At 40.1% G+C, this 16,529-nt stretch carries 20 protein-coding genes; 11 read left to right on the top strand and 9 right to left on the bottom strand.

Annotated elements, in window-relative coordinates:
- Positions 1 to 314 precede the first annotated feature (314 nt).
- From AC6H4V_RS01900 to AC6H4V_RS01865, 8 genes are read right to left on the bottom strand one after another with little or no spacing between them, the layout of a single operon-like run.
- Positions 315 to 1,553, bottom strand: coding sequence for a M16 family metallopeptidase (locus AC6H4V_RS01900; protein WP_497607253.1), 1,239 nt, complete (start codon positions 1,551 to 1,553; stop codon positions 315 to 317).
- A 45-nt stretch (positions 1,554 to 1,598) separates the two neighbouring features.
- Positions 1,599 to 2,648: a dehypoxanthine futalosine cyclase gene (locus tag AC6H4V_RS01895; RefSeq protein ID WP_497607252.1), complete on the bottom strand. Its 1,050-nt coding sequence runs from the start codon at positions 2,646 to 2,648 to the stop codon at positions 1,599 to 1,601.
- Positions 2,649 to 2,651: 3 nt separating this feature from the next.
- Complete coding sequence (nusB, locus tag AC6H4V_RS01890) at positions 2,652 to 3,050, bottom strand: transcription antitermination factor NusB (RefSeq protein ID WP_497607251.1); 399 nt, start codon at positions 3,048 to 3,050, stop codon at positions 2,652 to 2,654.
- Entirely contained in the window at positions 3,050 to 3,514 is a 465-nt protein-coding gene (gene ribH, locus AC6H4V_RS01885) for a 6,7-dimethyl-8-ribityllumazine synthase (protein WP_428729196.1), read from the bottom strand. Before ribH ends, nusB begins: the two co-directional genes overlap by 1 nt.
- Positions 3,515 to 3,805, bottom strand: coding sequence for a type II toxin-antitoxin system RelE/ParE family toxin (locus AC6H4V_RS01880; protein ID WP_497607250.1), 291 nt, complete (start codon positions 3,803 to 3,805; stop codon positions 3,515 to 3,517).
- On the bottom strand, positions 3,792 to 4,034 hold the full coding sequence (locus tag AC6H4V_RS01875; protein ID WP_497607249.1) for a hypothetical protein: 243 nt from the start codon (positions 4,032 to 4,034) through the stop codon (positions 3,792 to 3,794). The genes AC6H4V_RS01880 and AC6H4V_RS01875 overlap by 14 nt, the downstream gene beginning before the upstream one ends.
- A gap of 2 nt (positions 4,035 to 4,036) precedes the next feature.
- The gene (gene kdsA / locus AC6H4V_RS01870) at positions 4,037 to 4,828 is read right to left on the bottom strand and encodes a 3-deoxy-8-phosphooctulonate synthase (protein ID WP_497607248.1); all 792 of its coding nucleotides are present in this window, start codon (positions 4,826 to 4,828) and stop codon (positions 4,037 to 4,039) included.
- Positions 4,829 to 4,884: 56 nt separating this feature from the next.
- Positions 4,885 to 5,772 (bottom strand): DMT family transporter, encoded by an 888-nt coding sequence (locus AC6H4V_RS01865; RefSeq protein ID WP_497607247.1) that lies wholly within the window; start codon positions 5,770 to 5,772, stop codon positions 4,885 to 4,887.
- 61 nt (positions 5,773 to 5,833) lie between these two features.
- Between AC6H4V_RS01865 and AC6H4V_RS01860 the strand changes: the two genes are divergently transcribed.
- The 4 genes from AC6H4V_RS01860 (at position 5,834) to AC6H4V_RS01845 (ending at position 8,874) form a co-directional block, all read left to right on the top strand.
- On the top strand, positions 5,834 to 6,883 hold the full coding sequence (locus tag AC6H4V_RS01860; RefSeq protein WP_497607246.1) for a hypothetical protein: 1,050 nt from the start codon (positions 5,834 to 5,836) through the stop codon (positions 6,881 to 6,883).
- Positions 6,884 to 6,948: 65 nt separating this feature from the next.
- The gene (locus AC6H4V_RS01855) at positions 6,949 to 7,740 is read left to right on the top strand and encodes a hypothetical protein (protein ID WP_497607245.1); all 792 of its coding nucleotides are present in this window, start codon (positions 6,949 to 6,951) and stop codon (positions 7,738 to 7,740) included.
- 13 nt (positions 7,741 to 7,753) lie between these two features.
- Complete coding sequence (locus AC6H4V_RS01850) at positions 7,754 to 8,512, top strand: DnaJ domain-containing protein (protein WP_497607244.1); 759 nt, start codon at positions 7,754 to 7,756, stop codon at positions 8,510 to 8,512.
- A complete protein-coding gene (locus AC6H4V_RS01845) occupies positions 8,509 to 8,874 on the top strand; it encodes a cytochrome C (protein ID WP_428729188.1) in 366 nt (121 codons plus the stop codon). The genes AC6H4V_RS01850 and AC6H4V_RS01845 overlap by 4 nt, the downstream gene beginning before the upstream one ends.
- Here AC6H4V_RS01845 and AC6H4V_RS01840 read toward each other — a convergent pair.
- Positions 8,859 to 9,305 carry a phosphoribosyltransferase gene (locus tag AC6H4V_RS01840; protein WP_497607243.1) on the bottom strand — a complete coding sequence of 149 codons (447 nt, stop codon included), beginning with the start codon at positions 9,303 to 9,305 and terminating at the stop codon, positions 8,859 to 8,861. The genes AC6H4V_RS01845 and AC6H4V_RS01840 overlap by 16 nt on opposite strands.
- A gap of 68 nt (positions 9,306 to 9,373) precedes the next feature.
- Here AC6H4V_RS01840 and AC6H4V_RS01835 point away from each other — a divergent pair, with 68 nt between their 5' ends.
- Genes AC6H4V_RS01835 through rffA form a run of 7 tightly spaced genes read left to right on the top strand, consistent with a single transcriptional unit; the run spans position 9,374 to position 16,528 of the window.
- Positions 9,374 to 9,955 (top strand): LPP20 family lipoprotein, encoded by a 582-nt coding sequence (locus AC6H4V_RS01835; RefSeq protein ID WP_497607242.1) that lies wholly within the window; start codon positions 9,374 to 9,376, stop codon positions 9,953 to 9,955.
- Complete coding sequence (locus AC6H4V_RS01830) at positions 9,942 to 10,655, top strand: NlpC/P60 family protein (protein ID WP_497607241.1); 714 nt, start codon at positions 9,942 to 9,944, stop codon at positions 10,653 to 10,655. Before AC6H4V_RS01835 ends, AC6H4V_RS01830 begins: the two co-directional genes overlap by 14 nt.
- 60 nt (positions 10,656 to 10,715) lie before the next feature.
- Positions 10,716 to 12,218, top strand: coding sequence for a ribosome biogenesis GTPase Der (gene der / locus AC6H4V_RS01825; protein WP_497607240.1), 1,503 nt, complete (start codon positions 10,716 to 10,718; stop codon positions 12,216 to 12,218).
- A gap of 30 nt (positions 12,219 to 12,248) precedes the next feature.
- On the top strand, positions 12,249 to 13,769 hold the full coding sequence (locus AC6H4V_RS01820; protein WP_497607239.1) for a hypothetical protein: 1,521 nt from the start codon (positions 12,249 to 12,251) through the stop codon (positions 13,767 to 13,769).
- Positions 13,770 to 13,782: 13 nt separating this feature from the next.
- Positions 13,783 to 14,700 carry a glycosyltransferase family 2 protein gene (locus AC6H4V_RS01815; protein ID WP_497607238.1) on the top strand — a complete coding sequence of 306 codons (918 nt, stop codon included), beginning with the start codon at positions 13,783 to 13,785 and terminating at the stop codon, positions 14,698 to 14,700.
- Positions 14,697 to 15,398, top strand: a complete 702-nt coding sequence (locus AC6H4V_RS01810) for a WbqC family protein (protein WP_497607237.1) — start codon at positions 14,697 to 14,699, stop codon at positions 15,396 to 15,398. Before AC6H4V_RS01815 ends, AC6H4V_RS01810 begins: the two co-directional genes overlap by 4 nt.
- On the top strand, positions 15,395 to 16,528 hold the full coding sequence (gene rffA / locus AC6H4V_RS01805) for a dTDP-4-amino-4,6-dideoxygalactose transaminase (RefSeq protein WP_497607236.1): 1,134 nt from the start codon (positions 15,395 to 15,397) through the stop codon (positions 16,526 to 16,528). Before AC6H4V_RS01810 ends, rffA begins: the two co-directional genes overlap by 4 nt.
- Position 16,529 lies beyond the last annotated feature (1 nt).

The following is a 16,529-nucleotide window of genomic DNA, read 5'->3' as shown; positions in this document are numbered from 1 at the left end:
CTCTTGTATGCAGACCGCCAACCATAAAAACCAGTATAACAATAATAAGAGTAAGTAAAATATCTGCTAAATTTTCCATCATTTTTTCCTTTTTTTGTTATAATTACCAAAGGAGAGCTAGAGGGGCGAACCTCTAACTCAACTCCTTGATGAGTTTTACTATGATGTAAATGATAGTTAAAACTCTCAGGACGTAGTTAAGATACTGCATCTTAACCTCCTTTTGGTATTTGTCCCACCTTTTGGGTGGCGACAACAACATTATAGAAAAAATCCAAAAACTTCTTTAAAAATATGACAAATTGTCATATAATTTACTTTGTGACTATCGCGAAACTCATCTCTAAAATCTCTTTGTGCGCTTTTATAAACTCGTTGAGTTCCTCAAGCTTGAGGTTTTTGATGCGTTCTAACTCCTCTTGTGCATAGCCGAGCTTATGTCCGTTATAGTACTCCATAAAAGTTCTGTTAAGGCGTTGGCTCATGGTCTCTACTCTTAAAGGTTCGCTTCCAAGCAAAAACTTTTTAGTCTGCTCAAGCTCCTCTTTTTTTACGCCCTTTTTTACAAACTCTGCCATAACCTCTTTGACTGTTTTTTTCGCATCTTCAAGCGATTCGAGTTTGGTTTGCAGATGTCCGCTAAGATAACTGCTTGATTTTGTGACATCCATTCTTGCATATGCAGAGTAAGCAAGTCCTTTTTTGACACGCACCTCTTCCATCAGTCTTGAACCAAAACCGCCCGCTCCTAAGATAAAAGTAGCAACTTTTGCCTTGTAGTAATCATCAGAACCGATGGTTACATTGTATGGCGAACCAAAGTAAACATAGGCTTGTTGCGTCTCTTTTTGGATAGTTTTTTCTTTTGGCTCACGAGTAACTTCATAGCGTTTTACTTCGCCGTCTTCTCCGAGTGGAATAGACTTGAGGATTTTTGCTACTTTTGGCTTTATCTCATCAACCTCGGCATCACCGCCAAAAGCAACGATAAGTTTTGAAGAGACAAGATTTGCTTTTATAAACGCTTCCACATCCTTAAGTTCTATGCTCTTTACGCTCTGGGTCGTTCCCGAAGATGGATTTGCAAGCACACTGCCCTCAAACAAAATAGCATTTAATTCATTTGAAGCGATATAGTCAAAATCACTCTCTTTGTTTGCCAACGAGCCAAGCGTTGTCGTTTTTACCTTTTCTATAACATCTTTTGTAAGGTTTGGCTCTTTTAAGAGCATCTCAAAATAGCCAAGTCCTTCATCCAACTCCTCTTTAAGACACCCAAGCTCCAAAACCAATGTCTCTTTGCCTATAGAAGCGGAGATGTGAATCGCTTTGCTCTCGAGTGCCTCTGCAAATACGCTTGAGCCTAATGTTTTTGTACCTTCATTGAGTACTTTTGCGCTTAGTTTTGCCAAGCCGGCTTTCGTCGTATCTGTAACACTGCCGCTGTTTTTAAAGATAAACTGCATAGTTACAAGCGGCAATCTTTTGTCTTGTTCAAAAATAAGCGGAACGCTCACATTTTTTGTTTGTATCTCATCTATCGTTGCTGCCATAAGTATATTTCCTAAAAATAGTAATGTTAGAATTATTTTTTTCATCTATGCAAATTTCTCTAAAATCTCATAAGCGGTATTGCGAACGGCAGGAGTCTCGCCTATATCTCGTATGAGGTGTACCATCTCCTCTTTTGCCATCTTGTATGCCGCTCCGGCAGAACTTACGACATTCTCTTCCATCATGGTTGAACCCAAATCGTTTGCACCGAACATCAAAGCCATCTGCCCGATGTAAGGACCTTGCGTTACCCATGAACTTTGGATATTTGGGACATTATCTAAGTAAAGTCTCGCAACGGCAAGAAGTCTTAGGTAGCGGTTAGATGATGGTTTTTCCATGTCTGGAAAGAGGCGTAAAAGTTCGGTATTTTCGCTCTGAAAACTCCACATAATGAACGCTCTAAAACCGTGTGTTTCATCTTGAAGTTTGCGTATCATCTCAAAATGATCCACGATATCTTCATCGCTCTCGATAGTCCCGTACATCATGGTAGCCGTTGACATGATGCCTAGTTTATGCGCTTTGCGATGCACATCAATCCACACTTCACTATCTATCTTGCGTGGTGCGATGATATCACGAACTTTATCGGAGAGTATCTCAGCCCCTGCCCCTGGTATGGAAGCCAGACCTTTTGCGTGAAGCCTCTCCAAAACCTCTTCCACCCTTATATGGGAGACTTTGGCGATAAAATCTATCTCAATGGAAGAGAATCCGTGGATAGTGATGGTCGGATATTTCGTATGGATATGCTCCACCAACTCCTCATACCACTCTATCTTTAGTTTTGGATGCACTCCGCCTTGAAAAAGTATCTGCGTTCCGCCGATTTCTAGCAATTCGTCTATCTTTGCGTCAATCTCATCAAATGTAAGCACATAAGCATCTGCATCTTTTTCATGTCTATAAAATGCGCAAAATTTGCAATCAACCCAACAGATGTTGGTGTAGTTGATATTTCTGTCCACCACAAAAGTCGTAATACCATCAGGATGAAGCTCTTTTTTGCGAGCCGTCGCCATCCGTCCAAGCTCTTTTAAATCCGCATGTTTTATGAGATAAAGAGCCTCTTCTTTTGTTAATCTTTTCATTTTTTACTTATCTTTAGAGATTGCGTCTAACACACCGTTTATAAACTTTGGAGACTGTTCAGTTCCAAACGCTTTTGTGATTTCAACCGCTTCGTTGATAACCACTGCCGAGTCAAGTTCGCCAAAAAGTATCTCATAAGTTGCAAGTCTAAGAGTTGCTCTCTCGATAGCTCCTAATCTCTCAAAATCCCACTCTTTTAAGTGTTTGACGATAGCCTCATCGACAGGAGTGATATTTTGCATCACGCCTTCATAAAGAGTGAGTGCGAAATCTTTTTGCTTGTTGCGAATCTTTTTCTCTTCTAGTATCTCATCTGTATGTTGTGCTATGTTTCCGTTGCCCAAATCAAATGCGTACAATAAGCTTACAACTGCCATTCTGGCTTGATGTCTTGTTGCCATTATAAATTCTCGTAAAGATCTAAAAGTTCGATTACGACAGTCATTGCTTCAAACCCTTTGTTGCCCGCTTTTGTGCCTGCTCTCTCGATAGCTTGTTCAATCGTATCGGTCGTTAAAAGTCCAAAAGAGACAGGCTTTTTATGTTTTAAACTCACAGTTGCGATTCCCTTTGTTGCCTCTGCGCTAACATAGTCAAAATGTGGGGTTGAGCCACGGATAACTGCACCCAAAGCACATACTGCGTCATATTTACCGCTATTTAAAAGCTGATCAATTACCATCGGAAGTTCAAATGCTCCTGGAGCCAAAACATGCGTCAAATCCGCATCATCCCCGCCGTGTCTTGCAAACGCATCTTTTGCACCCTCGACAAGTCTATCAACAATAAAGTGATTCCATCTCGTACTAACTATGGCAACTCTCTTACCGTTTACTACTTTTAATTTGCCTTCGATTAAATTCATCTATTTTCTCCTTAAGTTTTGTTTTGAATTTCTAATTCTAATAATGCTAACATAATCATCAAAAACTTTATATTGTATCAAATAGTTTTCAAAAATTAGCACTCTGCAATCTCTATTAAACCCTTTGTATCTGCATTCAATCCCGATAAATGGGTTACTTTGCAAAAGAGTAATAAACTCTTTTATTTTATAGATATATGCAACAGCAACACTCTGTTTATCTTGGAATATATTTGCAAAAATAGCATCCAAATCACCTTTAGCTTTTTGAGTGTATCTAACTTGAAGCATATTTTTTAAAAAGCTCTTCCCAGATTTCATCATGAGACTGTTCGCACATTCCCGAGGCAACTCCTTCATCAAAATCAGCCTCAAAACAAGACCAATCCTCGTCCGCACTCTGGCTTCTAAAGCCGTCAAAACTAAGCTTGATAAACTCAAAAAACTTCTCTTTGTTGCTATGAAACTCGTCTAAAAAGATATGTTCAATCTGCTTATCTTCGATAGTCAAAGTAATCATCTTTAAATCTCCCTTATTTTTTGTATCTTAGCAACAAGAGCTTCTAACTCATCTAGCTTTATCATATTTGGACCGTCACTTAGAGCGATAGTTGGGTCAAAATGGGTCTCAAAAAAGAAGCCGTCCACACCGACTGCCGCCGCCGCACTTGCAAGGTAAGGCACCATTCTTCTGTCTCCGCCTGTTTTTCCGCCTAATGCTCCGGGCATTTGAACGGAGTGGGTTGCATCAAAGATAGTCGGGGCAAACTCTCTCATGATAACGAGAGAACGCATATCGACGACTATGTTTCCATACCCAAAAGAACTTCCTCGCTCACAGAGATAAACTCCGTGTTTTTTAGAAGCCTCATAGCTTACCTCATCACAGCCTCTTGTTTTAAGCACTTTTGCTACCGAATACTTCATGTCAGGCGGGTTGATAAACTGCCCTTTTTTAATATTTACCTCTTTTGTAGTCTTTGCACATGCTACAAGCAGGTCGGTTTGACGGCATAAAAATGCGGGGATTTGGAGCATATCGACAACTTCAGCAACAGCAGAAACTTGATGCGATTCATGCACATCCGTAACTACTTTGTAGCCGAAATCATTTTTGACTTTTTCTAAAATCCTAAGCCCCTCTTCCATGCCCAAACCACGAAAACTATCAAGTGATGTACGGTTGGCTTTGTCAAAAGAGGATTTAAAGTAAAAATCGATCGTGGGGTCATTTTGATAAACCTCTAAAGCTTTAGCGATTTTAAAAATGTTCTCTTCACTCTCAATAACGCAAGGACCTGCAAGTAGTTTCATCTGTTTACCTTATAAAAAATAGAAAGTGATTATAGCATAATGAATTTAATCTAAAATCATTTCGCTTTTGCCACCATAATCCCTGCCGCAACTATCAAAACTATACCGCATGTTGTTATAAAACTAGGAAGCGCATCGCCAAGAAACAGACCTACAACTATGGCAAAAACGATGTTTGAGTAGCTTACCGCTCCCACGATTCCGGCTTTTGTCTCGCCGTATGCTTTTGTCATATAGTATTGGGAGAGTGTACCCAAAACCCCAAGAGAGACAACATAAAACCAGACGATTCCGCTAGGCATAACAAACTTGCCGAGCATAAAATCAAGCTCTTCTACATAAAAATAGTGTGAAAAAATAAAGAGCAAAATCGGTCCAAGCGTGCCGACAAGGGTAAAAGAGAGAACTATCATGTTTGTGTCATAGTAGTTTTTAAGTTCACGGATGGAGGTGTAGGCGAGTGCTGCACCAATACCGCTTAAAACACCTAAAATATCATATTTACTAAAACCGATTCCTGTGGGTTTGGCGATAAGTATAATTCCTAAAAAACCTATAAATATGGCAATCCAAGAGCTAGGAGAGAGTTTTTCATGAAGAAAAAACCATGCAAAAACGGCGGTAAAAATGGGAGCGGTTTTTGAGTAGGTTACAGCGTCCCCAAGCGGGATGTGTGCAATATTGTAAAAGTATGCCAAAAGTGCCAAAAAGCCCATCAGCCCTCTAAAAAAGAGCAAAAAAGGCTTGCCGCCCTTGCTTGTCATAGGCGTTTTATAAAGTGCGTAGCCTATAAAAACGACACCGAAAACATTTCTAAAAAAAACCACTTCAAGAGAACTCATATGCTCTGAAGCAAGTTTTGCAAATGCACCCATTATGGCAAAAATAAAGGAGGCAAGAAGCATATACTTCACACCTTTGTTCAATTCTTTTATCTGTTTCATCCCTAAAAGTATAGCAACCTTTTTAAATTTGTTATAATAGCTTATCTAGCAGGAGGGTTTCATGTTGCTACGCACTGCATTTATCTGTTCTCTTCTTCTCTTTTGTGCTTCGTTATATGCGCAAGATGAGGAATCTAAAGGTGGTTTTGTCGATTATATAGATAAAAAACAGGAGATTTTTTCAAACAGCGTTATTGATTTTTTTGGCGATGTGGATGAAACTCTCAGCGATTGGATAAACGAGCCCAGAGAGCCTCTCTCATCTGATGCACTTGAAAAAAAACTCAATGAAGATTTTTTAAATGCAGGCGAATCAGTAGATCTCTTCTTTAAAAATGAAAAGTATATGGATGAAACACAGAGAGGTTTTCTTCGTATTCGCCTTGGCTCACTTTTTCAAACAAAAGAGTCTGCTGACTTTAACTACAAAATCAGAGCGCATATACCGCTAAGTAGAACAAAAAGAGATTTTCAGCTCTACATTGATGATGTTGAGCAGAGCTACTTTGACGATGGTGACCTTCGCACAAAAGAGAAGAGCAAAAATGAGGCTGGTGTGCGTTACTTTGCTCCTGTTTATAAGGATATAAAATCTCACTACTCCATAGGAATGAGCAGTCTAACAGGCTACGCAAGAGCAAGATACGCAACAGATTTTGCTCTTGGTTCATGGCGCGTTGAGCCTACGCAGCAGTTCAAATACTCTCTAAAGTCAGATTGGAGCGAGGAGACAAATGTCTATTTCGATAAAGAGCTCGAAAAAAACGCTCTTTTTCGTACAACCTTGCATCGTAAAACTCAGTCCCATGTTGATGGTTTTGACTACGCCCTCGCACTCTCCTACTATCTTACACTCTCAAAAAGAAAAGGTTTTAGTTATACACAGCAATTTTGGGGAAACTCAAAATACTCTTGCGAAGAACATCTCCAGCCCTATAATGGCATAAGCAACTACTCTGGATTTTTCTCTTGGCGTCAAAATATCTTTCGTAAATGGATAACGTATGAGGTGCAACCGGGGGTTAGTTTTCATAGACAGTACGACTATGAGCCAAACTATGCCGTGCATTTTTATGTAGATTTTTACTTTGGAAATATTGATTCGTTATAATTCCATATTATATTTATAGTAAATTTTTGATATAATTCGTAGATATGGTGTCATATGGAGACTACATGAAAACAGTGTTGCTTTTTTTTCTCTTGACTAGCTCCTTTTTTGCGCGCGAGAGCATAACGCGTTATGATGTTTTTGCAACGCTCTTTGGGAAAGTAGGCTATTGTGACGTTCTTATCAAAGAGGATGGTAGCACCTATGAAGTTAAAGTCACTGCACAAACCATAGATGTTGCGGCACTTCTTCTCAAAGAGAGAGTGGAGACGTTTGAGAGCAGAGGTAGCATCAAAAATGGCAAGTACATCCCAAATATTTTTATAAAAACAAAAAAAACAACCAGAAGAACGAGAGTACAAACCTATACATTTAACCATGAAAAAAAAGAGGTTTTGCTTGTAGAAGAGAAGGTAAAGATTGTCAACAAAACACGTTTTGACTCTCAAGATTTCAAGTTTGTTACAAGAGAAGTGGAAGAAAAATCCCGTAAAGAGGAGCTTCTTGACCCATTTTTGGCTGATGACACGCTTAGCATCTACCTCAACAGCAGATATGGATGCGATGGCGCACAAAAGAAACATGAGATTTTTGCCATCGGGGCGCACAATGACAAAAACAAAATTTACTACGAGTGTCTTACAGACAAGACAAAAGCAACCGCACAACAGAAGTTTGGAAGTGATGCACACATCATTTACAACCTGCATGTAGAGCCATTAGACAAAGACGACAAAGTGGTTGATACTCTTTTTGTCTATGATAAAGACGGTCTTTTGCAAGAGGGGTTGATGGATGAAATCTTCTGGGTTGGCAGCATGCGGGCTGTGCGAGTCAGTCATAAAATAGTAAATTAATCAAAGGAAAAACATGGGAAACATTATTTTATTTGCGCTTTTAGGGTTCTTTTTTTACTGGATTTTTAAAAGTTACTCCAAGTATGACGCCTACTCAAAAAAGGCGTTTGAAAACTTCTCTCTCTCCAAAGAGTCTCTTCAAAAAAGTGAGCTTGGGCTTTTTGTAGCACTCGTGGCAAAGGTTGCAAAGGCTGATGGAAGAGTCGATGCGCTTGAAGCACAGCTTGTTGGGATTATGTTTGATGATATCTCAGCACTCTTTCCCGAACCGCAAAAAACTAAAGAGCTTTTAAAAGAGATTTTTAGCGAAGAGAAAGAGAGAAGCGACAATCTTGAAGCGGTCGCACAAACACTTGCACAACTTACAAAAAGAAACCAAGCACAACAACACCATTTTATGGGATTTTTGATTCAGCTTGCCTTTGTGGACGGTACGGTGAGCAAAAGCGAAGAGAAGATGCTCTCAGCCATTGCAGAGGCTTTTGCGCTTGACCCAAAAATCTATCATGCTATGTTTGATCAGTTTGAGAAGATGATGCACAACATCACACCAAAAGCAAATATAAACGATGCCTATAATCTTTTAGGAGTTAAAGAGAGTGACGATATGGAGACTATCAAAAAGGCTTATAGAAAACTCATCAGAGAGTACCATCCAGATATCGTCAAATCACAGGGCAGAGATGAAGTTTATATGCAAGAAGCAACTGCAAAAACACAAGAGATTAACCAAGCGTATGAGATGATTAAAGCACATAGGAGAGAGTCGTGAAATACTTTTGGCTTCTCTTTTTTACTCTTGCTTCTCTTCATGCCAGCAGTGCAGGAGAACTCTACTTTAGCGGTAACTGTATCACTTGCCACCACCCCACAAAAACCATCTCCGCTCCCTCGGTTGTAGAGTTTAAAAAGAGCTACAAAAATGCATTTGCGGACAAAAAAGAGTTTGTAACTTATATGTCACAGTGGGTTTTAAAACCCACCGAAGGAGGCTCACTTATGCATGACGCTATCCAAAAACATGGACTTATGCCAGAGCTTGGATTTGACGAGGAGACGCTTAGAGAAATAGCTGCTTATATCTACGATACAGACTTTACAAAAAAGGGAGAACTTGACTACTGGAGCAGATAGTCTCTCTCCCAAAAAAAGTCTATCCAGTCATCCGCTTCATTAATCCAAAAATCGGGTTCGTAAATAGAGGTTTTTTTATAAAAGAGTGTTGCTGATTTGAACTCTATATCTGTAAATTGAGTTGTAAAATGCTCCATCACGGCTCTTAGCGTCTCTCCGCTGTCAGAGATATCATCAAGCACCAAAACACGCTTTGCATTTTCAAAAGCACAACTGCCAAAGAGTGCGATTTTCTCTCTTTTTTGGCTCTTATCGTAAAGCTCTGTTCTTATGCTCTGCACCGCTCTTATCTGTAAACCCTCGGCAACCACGTGAGAGAGTGTTAGCCCGCCACGCGCTATGGCAACTATGGCATCAAAGTGCTCTTCTCTCAACTTAACAAGAAGTTTGTTTGTATCATTTCTAAAAGATTCATAACTGTAGTATTTCATGCAGGTATTATACATAAATATTAAGACGAAAATTGCTACAATCACTCAAGAAAAACAAAGGAAACAAGATGATGACTAAAACTATTTTATCTATTGTATTTGCCGGTCTATTTGGGCTTGCAATGAGTGGCTGTTCCAAAGATGTAGAAGTAGCAAAAAGCGTGGAAGAGTTTGGATGCAAGCAAGAGGGTGTAAAAGCACCACAGTGGACATGCATACCGCAATCGCAAGAGTACTACGCCGGCGTGGGTATTGCCGAAAAGAGTGCCGCCGGAATGGATCATATGAGAAGAGTAGCGATGGCGAATGGGCGCTCTGATCTTGCACAGCAGATAGAGACTGTGGTAAAAGACAAAGTCAGCCTCTACACAGGCACAACAGGCGTTAGTGCTACAGAGACAGTTGACAAAACTACCGAGAGCGTCACAAAACAGGTAGCAAAAGTAAATCTAAAAGACTCAAAAGCGGTTGACATGTGGACTGCTCCCTCAGGTGCTATCTTTATGCTTGTTACAGTCTCTAAAAGCGAGACAAATAAACAGATTAAGAACAATATCCGCACGAGTTTCAACAACGACCAAGCTCTTTGGCAGCAGTTCAAAGCAAAAAATGCCTTAGAAGAGCTTGAAAAAGAGTTTGAAGATAAGTAGAGACCAGGTCGTGTACCCTCTCTTTTCTCTTTTCTTTGTAGCTCTTTTCCTCCTTAGCGGATGCTCGCAAAAAGAGGTTGTTGTCATCGATGTGCAGCCAGTCGAACAAGAAGTAAAAGTAGAGATACTTCCCACTGAAAAAATCGATGAAGAGGCAGTTTTACGCACAGCTTTAGTTGCGAGTGCACTGCAGCATCTTGAGAGGAAAAGCGGCAAAGATTGTTCAGGATTTGTGGAGCTCGTTAATTTTCAAAACAATGAACCTTACTATAAAGCAAGCCATCTCTCACAGCACTATGACAATGCTAGACGCTCCAAAGCCATATTTAACATTATGATGGCGCAAGAGAGAGTTTTTGACAAAGATGCCCCAAAAATCGGCGATTTGGTTTTTTTCGAGGATACTTTGCAAAAATCTAAACGCAAAGTTGGCTCTTATAATATCACGCATATTGGGATTGTGACGCAACTTGATGAGGATGGAACCATCCATTTTATTCATAACATCCAAGGAAAAAACAGAGTTGATCAGCTCAATATGCGCTTTTCTCAGCATCCTATTATCTCTGGGAAAAATGTCAACAGCTATCTTAAGAGATGTGACTCTAGTACGCCAAAGCACAAGTGTTTAAGCGCCTACTATTTTAGTGCCTTTGCAACACCGCTCTTCAACCAGCTCATAACGCTAAGCCAAAACTAGCTTACTTTTAGATACAATTACATAACAAACTTCTCCATTTAAAATAATTTAAGGTAATACATGAAAAAAATCGCCATCATCGGTCGTCCAAATGTCGGAAAAAGCTCACTTTTTAACAGGCTTATGAAAAAAAGAGATGCCATCACCTCCGATATTGCCGGAACAACAAGGGATGTCAAGAGACGCCATGTAGTTATCGTTGACAAAGAGGCTCTTCTTTTAGATACGGGCGGTCTTGACAAAGGGTGTGAACTTTTCGACAAAATCAAAGAAAAATCGCTTGAAGCCGCACATAAAGCTGACATCATTCTCTACATGGTTGATGGAAAAAGCATTCCCGAAGATGAAGATAAAAAACTTTTTTATGAACTCCAAACACTAGGCAAAGAGGTTGCTCTTGTCGTCAACAAAATCGACAACGACAAGATGAAAGAGAACCTTTGGGATTTTTACGAGTTTGGAACTGATGCTATTTTTGGCATCTCCGTCTCGCACAACAGAAGCGTCAATGCTCTTTTAGAGTGGATTTACGACAGATTGCCGGATGAAGATATCATCAAAGAAGAAGCAGAAGAAGAGAGTGAGGACGACGATATCAACATCATCCAAGAGGATGTGAGTGAGTATGATTTTGACGATGAAGCGGAGTTTGACGAAGAGGAAGAGGATGACAACTTTTTCTATACAGACGAGGATGAAGAGGAAGAGGAGTTTACAGACGACTCCATCTTTGCACAAAACGACAAAATCAAAGAGTACAACCCTGAAGATATCAACCATATCAAAATCTCCATCATCGGGCGTACCAATGTTGGCAAAAGCTCACTTCTCAACGCACTTTTAGGCGAAGAACGCTCTGTTGTAAGCAGTGTTGCAGGAACGACGATAGACCCGATTGACGAGAGTATCGAGTACAAAGACAAACAGCTTACTTTTGTTGACACGGCAGGTCTTAGACGCCGTGGCAAGATTGTAGGAATCGAGAAATTTGCGCTTATGCGTACAAAAGAGATGCTTGAAAACTCCAACATGGCGCTTGTTGTTTTAGATGCAAGCGAGCCTTTTTTAGACCTTGACGAGAAAATCGCAGGTTTGGTTGACAGCAACCGTCTTGCGTGCATTATCGTACTCAACAAATGGGATATCGCAAAAAGAGAAGAGTATGACAACATCATCAAAGAGGTGCGTGACAGATTTAAGTTTTTAGCTTATGCACCCATCATTACCCTCTCTGCAAAGTCGCACAGACGTGTTGACAAGCTCTTTGATATGATTTTGGAGATTAACGACAACTACTCACAGCATATCAAAACATCCGAACTCAATGTTGTGCTAGAGCGTGCGCTTATCCGCCATCAGCTCCCAAGTATGCGTGGGCAGGTTATCCGTATCTACTATGCAACACAGTACGATATCAGACCGCCAAAAATCGCTATCATCATGAACAAACCAAGAGGTCTTCACTTTACCTATAGACGATACCTCACCAACAAACTAAGAGAAGCCTTCAACTTTAGCGGAACGCCTGTTTTATTTAAAGCCAAAAAACGCGGAGAGAAGTAAAAGCTTATGGGGAGCAGACTCAAGCCTCTTTTGTTTCTGTTTCTTGCTCTGAACTTTCTGTTTCTCTTTTACTATCAAGCTTTTATTTATAGAGCTTTTTTCAACTCCGATGCAGCCATCGCAAATATCTTAGCACAAGAGATTATCGAGCAAGGTTCCTACTATCCACAAAGTTGGTGGTATGTCAACGGCGATATTTGGACTTTTTTCAAACATACCCTCGCCATCATTTTCACTCTTTTGGGATTACACGCCTACGATGTCCATACGTTTACTGTCATCTCCTTTTTCCTTTTTTCGCTCTGGTTCACCTCTGTTTATCTCACAAAAATCGGCGTAGCTACAGAGGGTATCCTTATAGCACTCCTTGGCATCTCAACACTCTCCTCCCCCATGTATCTACGTGAAGTACTTGGAGAGAGTGCCTACATATGGTACTTTAGCGCTATGCTAGGATATCTTTATGCATTTGCTCTGTTACAAAAAAAAGAAAAAACTCTTCTAGCTGCTTTTTTGATTCTCTCCATCAGCCTCTTTTTTGTTGCGGAAAACCCGAACAGATTTGCTATCTACTTTCTCGCACCGCTCTTTGCACCGTTTGTTCTTTTTTATGAGCATATAGAGATAAAATATAAAAAATTTCTGCTCTATCTTCTTGCAGGTTTGGCACTTGGGGTTGTTTACAGATATTTTATACTTCAGCATATTCAGATACATACGGGGGCTGAAAAAACTTTTCTTATCCCATTTGAAGAGCTGCCGCAACATATCTGGAGATCTTTTGGCGGACTCCTTCATTTTTATGGAGCTCTATGGGAAGACAAAACCCCTTTTATCTCCTTTGAGGGCGTAGTTACGTTACTTAAACTTCTTTGTGCGGTTGTCATCTTTTTTGCTCCAATTTTCTATGGTCTCAAAAACAGAGACGCTCTTGCGCCGTTTGAGCGCTACACCATCGCGTTTGGATATAGCGGTTTTTTTATCATTTTTGGGATTTACTCTCTTACTTCTTTGCACGTCGATGGACTTTATGCCGCAAAAGAAAATATTAGATATATAATTCCATTTATGTTGCTAATCTCCGTAACCAACGGCATACTTTGGAAGTTTTTTTCAAAAAGAGTGAAATTTTTACTTCTGTTTTCGATACTTTTATCCTATCTCTCTATCCAAAACACACTTCAAAGAGATGTTGCGGCTAAGATAGTCCATGAGAGAGAAGAGGTTATACAAACACTGCTTGATAACGGTGCTACAAAAGGGTATGCGCCATACTGGCATTCTCATATTTTTACGGTTTTGAGCGATAACAAAGTAGAGATAAGACCTCTTGAAGACCAAAACTATAAAAGAGAAGCAGGAACTTGGCTCTCAAGCTCCTCTTGGTATCACAAAACAGGCGAAGGCGGCTCTTTTATCCTTATGCCTAGCGAGAAGATAGAACCATTTGAGAGAGCAACAAAAGAGTACAACCTAAGCGAGCCGACCAAAACAATTACACTTGAGAGATATAAAATCTATCTCTTTGATACAGATCCTATTACCAACTAAGGACTTAAACATTATGCAAATAAGCGTAATATCGCCTATTTATGGATGCAGAGAATCCATTCAAGAACTCTATGAACAACTCACTTCTGTGCTACAAAAAATCTGCAACAGCTATGAAATCATCTTTGTAAATGACAATTGCCCTCAAAACTCTTGGGAAGTAGTCTCAGAAATCGCAAAAAATGATAAAAATGTAAAAGCCATCAAACTCTCAAGAAATTTTGGACAGCACTATGCCATCACGGCAGGACTGGACCACTGCAATGGAGCGCATGTCGTCGTTATGGACTGTGACTTGCAAGACAGACCTTATGAGATAGAAAAACTCTACAAAAAAGCCCTAGAGGGTTATGATGTCGTTCATGGAAGAAGAGTCCAGAGACAAGACAGCTTCTTTAAAACATTTACATCAAAGCTTTTTTATAAAACTTTGGAGTATTTTACAGACACGGAGCATGACCATACCATTGGAAACTTTGGGGTTTACTCAAAAAAAGTAGTAGAAGCCGCAAGAGGGTTTAAAGAGAAGAGCAGAGATTTTTTACTGCTTGTCAAGATAGTAGGATTTAAAAAGATAGAGATTGATGTAGAGCATGACGAGAGAGTTTACGGAACATCGTCATACACACTCTCAAAAATGATAAATCTTGCCATCGACTCCATCGTATCGCACTCAAACAAACCGCTAAAACTTATCATCCAGTTGGGGCTTTTCGTCTCTATGCTCTCTTTATTTATCGCTATTGGGCTTAGTGTTGCCCATTTTACATACGGTTTTAGCGTCGAGGGATGGACAAGTTTAATGGTCTCCATGTTTTTTCTCTTTGGATTGCTTTTTGGCATACTGGGGATTGTTGGGCTTTATATCGGCAAGATATTTGATCAGGTAAAAGACCGCCCGCTCTACATTATAGATGAGATAATCAATTGAAAAAAGTCGCGATTTTACAATCAAACTATATACCTTGGAAAGGGTATTTTGACATGATAAATATGGTGGATGAGTTTGTTCTTTACGACTGCGTCCAATACACAAAAAACGACTGGCGCAACAGAAATCAGATAAAAACACCTAACGGTGTGCAGTGGCTAACCATCCCATGCCGTTTTGAGTCCATGAACCAAAAGATAAACGAAACAAAAGTAAGCAACAAACTCTGGGCGAGCAAACATTTTAAGACAATCGTTCAAAACTACTCAAAAGCAAAACACTTTAAAGAGTACAAAGAACTTATTGAAAATCTTTACAAAGAGGTAGCCGATGAAGAGCTTTTAAGCGTCATAAATTACAAGTTTCTAGCAGCTATCAATGAGATTTTAGGCATCAAAACAAAAATCTCAAAATGTGAAGATTTTACGCTTATAGAGGGGCAAACTTCAAGGTTGGTTCAAATCTGCAAAGATGCGGGTGCGACACACTATCTAAGCGGTCCTGCCGCCAAAGATTATCTCGATGAGAGCTTGTTTGAAGATGCAGGCATAAAAGTAGAGTGGATGAGTTATGGCGGTTATGGTGAATATGAACAACTCTTCGCACCCTTTGTTCACGGCGTAAGCATAATCGATTTGATTTTTAATGAGGGCAGCAATGCACCAAAATATATGAATAGTTTTAAGGAAAACAGATGATACACTTTAATAAACCACCGCTTACAGGCAATGAAGAGCGATATATTTTAGAAGCGATGAAAAGCAGCAAAATCTCAGGCGATGGCGCATTTACGAAGAGATGTCATAAATGGTTCGAAGAGAGACTTGGATGCAAAAAAGCACTTCTCACGACTAGTTGCACCCATGCACTTGAGATGGCGGCACTTCTGCTTGACATCAAAGAGGGCGACGAGGTTATCATGCCATCCTATACTTTTGTGAGTACCGCAAACGCTTTTGTGTTAAGAGGTGCGACTATCGTATTTGTCGATATCCGCCCGGACACGCTCAATATAGATGAGACAAAGATAGAAGACGCCATAACGGCAAAAACAAAAGTTATCGTACCTGTTCATTATGCAGGTGTTGCGTGCGAGATGGATACTATCATGGATATCGCATCACGACATAACCTGTTTGTTGTTGAAGATGCGGCGCAAGGGATGATGAGCAGTTACAAGGGCAAAGCACTCGGAACTATCGGACATTTTGGCGCATTTAGCTTTCATGAGACAAAAAACTACACAAGTGCGGGAGAGGGAGGACTTCTTATCATCAATGATGAAAGTTTTGTCCAAAGAGCCGAAATCATACGAGAAAAAGGGACAAACAGAAGCCTCTTCTTCCGTGGCATGGTTGATAAATACTCATGGGTTGATGTGGGCAGCAGCTATCTTCCAAATGACATAAGTGCCGCTTACCTCTGGGGCGAACTTGAGATGGCAGACACCATAAACGAAAACCGCCTTAACTCATGGAAGAGCTACTATGAAAAACTAAGTTTTTTACAAAATAATGGCTTTATCGAGTTGCCGATAGTACCTGATAGTTGTGTTCAAAACGCCCATATGTTCTACCTCAAAGTAAAAGATTTAGAAGAGCGAACAGCTCTTTTGGATGCGTTTAAAAAAGAGGATATCGGAGCGGTTTTCCACTATGTCCCTCTACACTCCGCACCGGCTGGAATCAAATACGGCAGATTTAACGGCGTTGATGCGTTTACGACAAAAGAGAGCGAGAGACTTGTACGACTTCCGATGTACTTTGGGTTAAGCAGTGATGAGAGAGATGCAGTATGCGATGTCATAAAATCTTTTTACGGTAAATAAT

This window comes from Sulfurimonas lacustris, assembly GCF_059705355.1.
Note: the sequence above shows the minus strand (reverse complement) of the source record. Positions and strands in the feature narration are given on the sequence as shown.